Source organism: Kineosphaera limosa NBRC 100340 (genome assembly GCF_000298215.1).
GTDB classification, from domain to species: Bacteria; Actinomycetota; Actinomycetes; order Actinomycetales; family Dermatophilaceae; genus Kineosphaera; species Kineosphaera limosa.
The window spans coordinates 77090-85083 of the sequence record NZ_BAHD01000007.1; the positions used below are offsets into that span (position 1 = coordinate 77090).

Consider the following 7994-nt stretch of genomic DNA (forward strand, 5'->3'; position numbering starts at 1 on the left):
CGACGAACAGTTCGTGCAACCAACCGGAGTCGTCTATTGCTTCGAGGCAGAAGTCTTGTTCTCTCGCCTGGCGTCGACGAGGACGAGTTTGATCTTGATGCCTTTTTCCTTCGCCAGAGTGGCGATCGTGTCCTCGACGCGCTTGATGCGCGCGGGCGCGAAGTCCTCGTCGTAGTGTCCGATACATAGGTACACGCCGTGGCTGATCTGCTCGGTCTTCATGTATTGGGGCAGCTGGGTCGCGGCACCCTTGAAGAAGCCGCTGCTGCGGATCACTTTGACTTCGAGGAGGGCGCGATCTTCCCAGCCCTTGGAGAATTTGAAGTCGACGGGGCCGCGGCCGCGGTTGACCTCTTGGCTGATGTCAACCTGTGCGGCGCGGCAGGCTTCTGTCCACATCGCGCCGGCGATGGCCTGGATGACCTCTTCTTTTTGCGGGTTGCCGGCGGCCCACAGTGCCCGCCACAGATCAGTGTTCTCGACTGCGTGCTGGAAGCGTGTCGCGAGGAGTTCGACGAACGCCGGGAACTCCCGCTGCTGGGAAGGAACCTCGGCTGAGGTGATGGGCGAGGCTTTACCCACGGCCTCTCCGGTCTCCCGCCAGAAGACCAGGCCTTTCGGGTCCATCTCGACGTCGTAGGGCAGGTGGGGCATCTGTGCTACCAGTCGCAAGTAGTCGGCTGCCTTGTCTGGATACTTGCGGGCGAAGCGTCGTGCCAGCACGCGGCGGTCTGCCTGGTTGAGGCCCTGTGCAATCTCGTAGCTGAAGTCCTGTCGCAGAAGATGAGCTTCGTGGACCTCGGCCCACTTCCAGAACTCGTCCGGGGTCACCGTCGGGATTTCCTTCAAGAACCGCTCGGGTGCGAGCAGTACTCCACCGTCACCGAAGGGCGACTTAGGTAGTTCGATCTTGGCGTCGGGAAGCCACCTGGATCGCTGCCGGTCCCAGCCGAGGTGCTTGACGGTCACTGGCTCCATCAGGATGCCGAGTTTCTTGGACACCTTCTGGGTGTATCGGATGAACGGGACTGCTGCACGTTTAGGTGACAGTTGGGGTGTCAGGCCGCGAGGTTCACGGTCGGGTTCATGATGGTCTCGTATTCGATGGGGGTCAATCGGCCCAGGCGGGCCTGTCGACGGCGTCGGTGGTAGGTCCGTTCGATCCAGGTGATGATCGCGATGCGGAGCTCCTCCCGGGTCCGCCAGCGCTTACGGTCCAAGACGTTCTTCTGGAGCAGCGCGAAGAACGATTCCATCGCGGCGTTGTCCCCGGCGGCACCGACCTGACCCATCGATCCGATGAGGTGGTGACGGTCCAGCGCGTGCACGAATTTCCGTGACCTGAACTGAGATCCTCGGTCCGAATGCACGATGCAACCGACAGCATCGCGACGCCGGGTTATCGCGTTCTCCAGGGCATTCACCGCGAGACGTGCCTTCATCCTGTCGCTGATCGAGTAGCCCACGATGCGGCCGGAGAACACATCCTTGATAGCGCAGAGGTAGAGCTTACCCTCATCGGTCCAGTGCTCGGTGATGTCGGTCAGCCAGAGCTCGTTGACGCCATCGGCAGTGAAGTCCCGCTGGACCAGGTCATCGTGCACGGGCGGGCCCGGACGCTTCCCGTTCTTGGCCCGTTTCTTGCCGAACACGGACCACCACTGGTTGTCCCGGCAGATCCGCCACGCGGTCCGCTCACACATCTCCTCACCGGCCTCCGCGGCCTCGCCGACCAGGAACCGGTACCCGAACTCGGGATCATCCAGATGGGCGTCCAGCAGCGCGTTGGCCCGGTATGCCTCGACCAGTTCGGACTCGGTGACCTGCTGTTTGCGCCAGCGGTAGTAGGGCTGGCGGGAGAGCTTCAGGACCCGCAAGGACACCGCGACAGGGATCCCGTCAGCGGCGAGCTCGCTCACGAGCGGGTAGAACCTTTTCCCGGCAGGTTCGCCTGGGACAGGTAGGCGGCCGCGCGGCGCAGGACCTCGTTCTCCTGCTCCAGCAGCCGGTTCCGGCGGCGGAGCTCCCGCAGCTCGGTCGACTCCTCCCGTGTCTTGCCGGGGCGGTTGCCGTCGTCGATGTCGGCTTGACGGATCCACTTATGGAGCGTCATCTCGTGGACGCCGAAATCCTTCGCGATCTGCGCGAGAGTGACGCCGTCCTCACGGGACCGGGCCACTCGCACAACGTCTTCGCGGAACTCCTGTGGGTAGGCAGTGGGCATGGCGCACATCCTTCCAGGCCGCCCATCGGGCAAGCCAGATCAGATGTCACCCATCCGTGCGGCAGTCCCAACCGGTGCTTGAGGATGTTGCAGAGGATGTCGCTGATCCGATCCAGACCGATCCCGCTGGCGAAGAGGTTGAAGCCCGCGATGGACGCGAGGTCTTCAATATGCCCGTACTGGCGTGCGAGGTCGAGGACGCCTGCCATCTCGCGGGCGAACTTGGGGCCCGTCCCGGACCCGTGCGGGGCTCCCATGCTCAGGCCGAGGCAGAACTCGTTGGGTTCGGGGAACCTCAGCAGTTCGAGCGCCTTCTTGTATGCGAGCGAGCTCTGGTTGCCCTTGGATTGCTCGATGAGACGTGCTGCGGCGTCGAAGAAGTCCGTAACTTCCTGCTTGGCACCCGCCCACAGGGGCTTGTTGTCGTCGAACACCAGGAACGGGTCGACGTACAGCGGCGTGTCTTGGTCAAGCAGGGGATTGAACCACGGGCTCTTCTTGCCGTGGGTGACACCGAAGGCGCTGCTGAACCTCATCTCATGCTCCCCTCACCGTGGACCTTTGCTCCGCTGGTCGGCTGCGCGATGGGAGTGCGCTGCCGCACACCGTGCCCGTCCCGCGCGCACAAGTCCGGCATCGGGTCCTCCATCAGGCTGAACCCGCGTGCTCAGTTGGAGCGGGAAGGAGTCGCATTGGTTCTCCCAGGGATCGAGGTGGGCTCAGGGTGTGGGGCCGACGGCTAGGCGCAGCCGGGGCTTGGTCTCGCTGCCGGCCGCGACGATGTCGTCGATCTGCTCGACGGTGAAGCGGCTCGCTCTTGCCAGGTCATCGGTTGTGGTTCCTGCTTGGTTGAGCAAATCGACGGCAGCGCCGAGCAGATACGGGGACTCAGGAGGACCGAGCGGACCGGGTTCGGGGTAACCCTGGCTGCGCAGGTGCTGGTTCGCGCGGCGGTAGCTGTGTTCGCCCCATAGTCCGATGGCGTGGCATCGGTAGGCGAGAGCAGCCAGACTGATGCCCCACTTGGTCTTCGCTTGCAGTAGCGCGTCCCAGTCGACCTTGCGTGGCAGGTCCGGCTCTAGCTCTGGTGTCGGTGCTAGGAACTCCGCAGCGAACTGATGTGCGTGAGTCTCGATGATCTTGGAGCCGGGCTCGACGTCTTGGTGCATCACGAGGTGGCCGAGTTCGTGGGCGGCGTCGAAACGGCTTCGTGCTCGGTCGTCCTTGAGCGGAGAGAGCAGCACCAGGGGTCGGTGGCCGGCTTCAGTGGAGAACGCGTCGACGCGGGGGTCGATCTCCGGTGGCAGGCGCAGGGCGATAATGCCGTGAGCCTCAAGGAGACGAACGACGTGTGGGACTGGCCCCGGTTCCACGCCGAGTCGGGAACGGGTATCGGCGGCGATGGAGGCGATCAGGGCCGGGGAGGGCTCGTCGTCGACTGGCTCGATGATGTCGGTGATCTGGGGGAGGTCGACGTACTGCTCGATGACCTCGATGACGGCCAGTGCGATCTCGGCGAAGGCCAGGGCCTGGTCGCGGGAGATGGCCGGTGTGGCTCGCAGCGACCGGAAGTGCGCATCGCCCGTGGTGACCGCTGTCAAAGGGCGGCCTTGCCGGAAGAACTCGATCGGCACGCCCAAAGCCAACGCCAGCTCTGCTGCGACGGTGTTCGTGGGCCGACCCCCGCGCTCGTACTGGGTGATAGCCGCTGCTGTCACGCTGGTCTGCGCTGCCAGAGCGGTCCGCTGCATCCTGCGTAGGCGCCGCGCAACCGACAGGCGCTTGCCATCGAAGTCGACCAAGGCTCCGCTCGCGCGGCGACGACGTGCCCGTTGACGTGACTCGGACTCGAACGTCACAGTCTGTTGCCTCCTTCCTGCCGGCGCGGCTTGAGCGTCAGAGAGGGCACTGGGGCGGGCTTATCGCCGAAGGTCGATCCGTCGTCGGAACCGGGTCCTTCACCACTGGCCGAGCTGTCTTGGGCGGGCGGTTCGTCCCACCAGACGGGGGTCACCGCGATCCAGCGCTGAGCGCTCGCTGTGGGCAGTCCCAACCACCCCGCAGTCAGTCCCGTCCTCAGCTCCGCACCCCACACCAGGAACACCTCACGACAGTGAATGACCGCTTCAGCAGCGTTCGGCAACGGAAGCTCGAACAGCGGCTCAGCCTGCGGGTCTCGCGACGGCGGGTCGTACGCGGCATGGTTGCGTAGCGCTGCGGCCTGTCTGCCCTCGGAGTCGGCCCAATCGAAGTCCGCCTCGAAACTCGGGTGACGCCCCGACCCGAAGGGTGCCTTCACCAAGCGCACGTCAGCTCGGGGAGTGTGCAGCACCGTAGAGCCGAACTCCTTGCTGGCAACCACCCCCGCGGCTCGGAGCGCGGCACTGTCCGGCACCTCGGCGAGCAACCTGTTGGCCAGATTCCGCGAGGAGAGCACGCTCAAGGTGAAGGCGTCGTCGTACGCCTCCACCGGTTCGTGGCGCTCTCGGTTGATCCGCCACACCTCGGCGACCGCAGCCTGAACGAAGTCGATCAACCCCGCCTCGGCGAAGCTGGTACGGAGCGAGTCCAGGTGGACATGCCCATGTGGGTCCCATGACGTCATGACACCAGTTAAGCAGGCCCGCATGTCAGCCGCCGATGCGACACGCTGATGAGCAAGACCGTGCAACATGTGTAGAAAAATTAAGCAGACGCGCGTGTTGCTGCTTGAGTCCTCTCGCACTCCCTGGCACGCTGGTGCTAGCGGCGGATGTCGTACCCGCCCCCTTCCGAGAGATGAGGTCCCAGCATGGCCAAGAAGCCTGCTAATGCCGGCAAGTCGTGGACAGCCGCCCATGACGCCCAGCTTCGCCGTGAGGCTGCGCAGAACACCCCGACCAGAGTCCTGGGCCTACACCTTGGCCGGACCGAAGACGCCGTGCGCAGCCGGGCCGGCGAGCTGGGTGTCTCGCTGAAGCCGGCCAACCAGAGTCCCTACGGCACCCGCGGCAAGAAGCGCTAGGTAGCGGCACGGCCGGGCTGTGAACGCGAGCGTCGTTGGTCACGGAGTCTCGTAGAGCGGCGGCGTCGGCGCGGAGCAGTTGACGACCACCCAGGCCGGAGGTCGTCGTCCGATCCGTGCGGCATCGGAGACTTGTGCCATGCGCCGAGCACTAGAACACCTGCCGGCCGCAGTGCGGGCGCACGGCCATGTCGGTGTGCAGGACCCGTGCTCCTGGTCGCTTGGAGGACGGGGAGACAGGCTTGGTGGGAGGTGTCACGATCGCCGATCAGGCTGTTGCGGTCCGCGGCTCCAGCAGGGGCGTCTGAGCGCAGCTCGCGGTAGAATTCCTGTACACACCGAGGTGTACTTTCCATTCCTCGACGAGGCCCCGGAGTTTCGGCGGACCGTGCTGCAGGCTCTGCGGCAGCCGTTGGAGTCCGGACAGGTTGTGGTGGCGCGGGCGCGCCGCTCGGTGCGTTATCCGGCACGCTTCCAGCTGGTGTTGGCGGCCAATCCGTGCCCGTGCGGGGCGGCGGTGGGCAAGGGGTTGGCGTGCCGGTGTCGGGCGCAGCAGCGCCGCGAGTACCTCACTCGGCTCGGTGGGCCGTTGCTCGACCGGGTCGATCTGCGGGTCACCGTCGATGCGGTGCGCCTGGCCGATCTGGCTCTGCCGCGCGGGGATTCGTCGGCCGTCGTGGCGGATCGGGTAGCTGCGGCCCGGCGAGCGCAGGCCCTCCGGTGGGGGGAGAGCACGTGGCAGCTCAACTCGCAGGTGCCCGGCCCATACCTGCGGAACGGCCCGCTGCCCGTCGCGCGCGGCGCCACCGTCGACCTGGACCGCGAACTCGACCACGGCCTCATGACCCTGCGCGGCTACGACCGCGTGTTGCGCGTTGCGTGGACCGTTCACGACCTGCGCGGCGGCGACGGCGGCCCGACCCGCGACGACATCGGCGCGGCGCTGCTGCTGCGCGGCCAGGAGGTGAGCGCCGCATGAACGAGCACAGCGGCAACGGGCCCAGCGGCAACGGGCCCAGCGGCAACGGGCCCAGCGGCAACGGGCCCAGCGGCAACGGGCCCAGCGGCAACGGGCCCAGCGGCAACGGGCCCAGCGGCAACGGGCCCAGCGGCAACGGGCCCAGCGGCAACGGGCCCAGCGGCAACGGGCCCAGCGGCAACGGGCCCAGCGGCAACGGGCCCAGCGGCAACGGGCCCAGCGGCAACGGGCACAGCGTGGCTGAGTGCAGCGTGAGCGAGCGCCGTCACCACGAGTCCGAGGCGATCGCGCGGGATGGCGGTGGTGGTGGGTCGGCTCTGGAAGGCGGTTCGCGGCCTGCGCAGGGCGTGATCCTAGGCCTGGGTGAGTTGTTGGACCAGCGGGCGCTTGCCTTGCCGGTGCCCGAGGCGCACGACATCGGCACGGCGGCCGCCGCCGTGGGGATTGCCCCGGAGGTCTGGGCGCGGGTCGCGTGGAGTCGCTTGGCCGAACCGGGCGACCTCGAGGCGGCGCAGCTGGTGCGCGACCACGGGCACGTCGGGGCGTTGGCCCTGCTGCGGCACTGCAGCGGCGGCGCGGCTCTGACGAAGATCCTCGCGCGGTTTCGGCCTCGCTGGCAGACGCTGCACGTCGCCGGTGACCTGGTCAATGCCGCGAAGGTCGGCGCGCGGATCATCGTGCCGAACGATCCGCAGTGGCCGACCGGCGTGAACGATCTGGCCGCCCCGCCGCACGTGCTGTGGGTGCGTGGCTCTGCCGACCTGCGCGCGGCGTGCGAGCGCAGCGTCGCGATCGTGGGCGCCCGGGCCGCGACGATGTACGGCGAGAAGATCGCCTCCCGGATCGCCCACGACGTGGCCGCGCGCGGAGTGAGCGTCGTGAGCGGCGCGGCCTACGGCATCGACGCCGCCGCCCATCGAGGAGCCCTGTCGGCCGACGGCAGCACGATCGCGGTGCTGGCGTGCAGCGTCGAACGGGCCTATCCGGCTGGGCATCGTGACCTGCTGGAGACGATCGCGGCGCGAGGTCTCGTGGTCAGCGAGTTGCCCCCAGGGTGCGCACCGCTGCGACATCGGTTCTTGGAACGTAATCGGCTCATCGCGACGATGACGCGAGGCACCCTCGTCGTGGAGGCCGGCCTGCGGTCCGGCTCGAGAAACACCGCCCGGACCGCGGGGGAGCACCTGCGGGTCGTCATGGCGGTGCCGGGGCCGGTGACCTCGCCGTCGTCGGCTGGATGCCACGCGATGATCCGGGACGAGCAGGCCATGCTCGTCACCGACGCCGACGAGGTCATGGAGCTCATCGGGCGGATGGGGGAGGACGCCGCCCCGCAGCGCCGCGGCCCCGACCGTCCCGGCGACGAGCTGGAGCCGGACGAGCGCCGCGTGTTCGACGCCCTGGGCGCGCGGCCGCGAACGGTGGAGGAGCTGGCCGTCATCACGTGCCTCTCCCACGCCCAGGTAGGTGCCCTCCTCGGTCGCCTCTCCCTGCGCCGCCGCGCCGAGCGCGTCTCCGGCGGCTGGATCAGGCCTTGACGTCCGCGCGCTCAGTACGTCGCCACCGGGCCGGTCGCGCCAGCCTCGGTCGGTCAACTGGTGGGGCTGCGCGAGAGGTGAGCGCTGGTCGGCAACCTAATGATGTGAGGCATGTCACAGTTCTCGATTGCTGGCATTGGACCCGAGATCGCCTGCGCCCCAACGGAACTCGCGACTCATGCGACGAACCTGAAAGCCTTTGTGCTGCAAAGGGATTCAGCAATTAATAGTGTTGCTACTACAAATCCT

At 67.2% G+C, this 7994-nt stretch carries 8 protein-coding genes; 3 read left to right on the forward strand and 5 right to left on the reverse strand.

What is annotated here, in order from left to right:
* Nucleotides 1–33: 33 nt before the first annotated feature.
* The 5 genes from KILIM_RS03130 to KILIM_RS03155 all read right to left on the reverse strand — a co-directional run bounded on the left by KILIM_RS03130 (nt 34) and on the right by KILIM_RS03155 (nt 4898).
* The gene (locus KILIM_RS03130) at nt 34–1167 is read right to left on the reverse strand and encodes a DUF8370 family protein (protein ID WP_505712037.1); all 1134 of its coding nucleotides are present in this window, start codon (nt 1165–1167) and stop codon (nt 34–36) included.
* Nucleotides 1059–2224, reverse strand: a protein-coding gene (locus KILIM_RS03135) for an IS3 family transposase (RefSeq protein ID WP_246308451.1) whose coding sequence is annotated in 2 segments (ribosomal slippage) — nt 1059–1937 and nt 1940–2224 — 1164 coding nt in all. Because the reading frame shifts where the segments join, the coding sequence is not laid out codon by codon here. The genes KILIM_RS03130 and KILIM_RS03135 overlap by 109 nt, the downstream gene beginning before the upstream one ends.
* Entirely contained in the window at nt 2110–2760 is a 651-nt protein-coding gene (locus KILIM_RS03145) for a DUF8370 family protein (protein ID WP_006591173.1), read from the reverse strand. The genes KILIM_RS03135 and KILIM_RS03145 overlap by 115 nt, the downstream gene beginning before the upstream one ends.
* Nucleotides 2761–2943: 183 nt before the next feature.
* On the reverse strand, nt 2944–4083 hold the full coding sequence (locus KILIM_RS03150) for a helix-turn-helix domain-containing protein (RefSeq protein WP_006591174.1): 1140 nt from the start codon (nt 4081–4083) through the stop codon (nt 2944–2946).
* Complete coding sequence (locus tag KILIM_RS03155; RefSeq protein WP_157551417.1) at nt 4080–4898, reverse strand: hypothetical protein; 819 nt, start codon at nt 4896–4898, stop codon at nt 4080–4082. Before KILIM_RS03155 ends, KILIM_RS03150 begins: the two co-directional genes overlap by 4 nt.
* Before the next feature lie 117 nt (nt 4899–5015).
* Here KILIM_RS03155 and KILIM_RS03160 point away from each other — a divergent pair, with 117 nt between their 5' ends.
* The 3 genes from KILIM_RS03160 to dprA all read left to right on the forward strand — a co-directional run bounded on the left by KILIM_RS03160 (nt 5016) and on the right by dprA (nt 7745).
* Nucleotides 5016–5228: a hypothetical protein gene (locus KILIM_RS03160; protein WP_006591176.1), complete on the forward strand. Its 213-nt coding sequence runs from the start codon at nt 5016–5018 to the stop codon at nt 5226–5228.
* Nucleotides 5229–5571: 343 nt separating this feature from the next.
* Nucleotides 5572–6207, forward strand: a complete 636-nt coding sequence (locus KILIM_RS03165) for an ATP-binding protein (protein WP_051988615.1) — start codon at nt 5572–5574, stop codon at nt 6205–6207.
* Nucleotides 6204–7745: a DNA-processing protein DprA gene (gene dprA / locus KILIM_RS03170; RefSeq protein ID WP_176564470.1), complete on the forward strand. Its 1542-nt coding sequence runs from the start codon at nt 6204–6206 to the stop codon at nt 7743–7745. The genes KILIM_RS03165 and dprA overlap by 4 nt, the downstream gene beginning before the upstream one ends.
* Nucleotides 7746–7994 lie beyond the last annotated feature (249 nt).

Bases quoted from the DNA above. Each gene is read 5' to 3' on its own strand.
- KILIM_RS03145 (WP_006591173.1), bottom strand. From the start codon at position 2,760: ATGAGGTTCAGCAGCGCCTTCGGTGTCACCCACGGCAAGAAGAGCCCG.
- KILIM_RS03160 (WP_006591176.1), top strand. From the start codon at position 5,016: ATGGCCAAGAAGCCTGCTAATGCCGGCAAGTCGTGGACAGCCGCCCAT.
- dprA (WP_176564470.1), top strand. From the start codon at position 6,204: ATGAACGAGCACAGCGGCAACGGGCCCAGCGGCAACGGGCCCAGCGGC.
- KILIM_RS03155 (WP_157551417.1), bottom strand. From the start codon at position 4,898: ATGTTGCACGGTCTTGCTCATCAGCGTGTCGCATCGGCGGCTGACATG.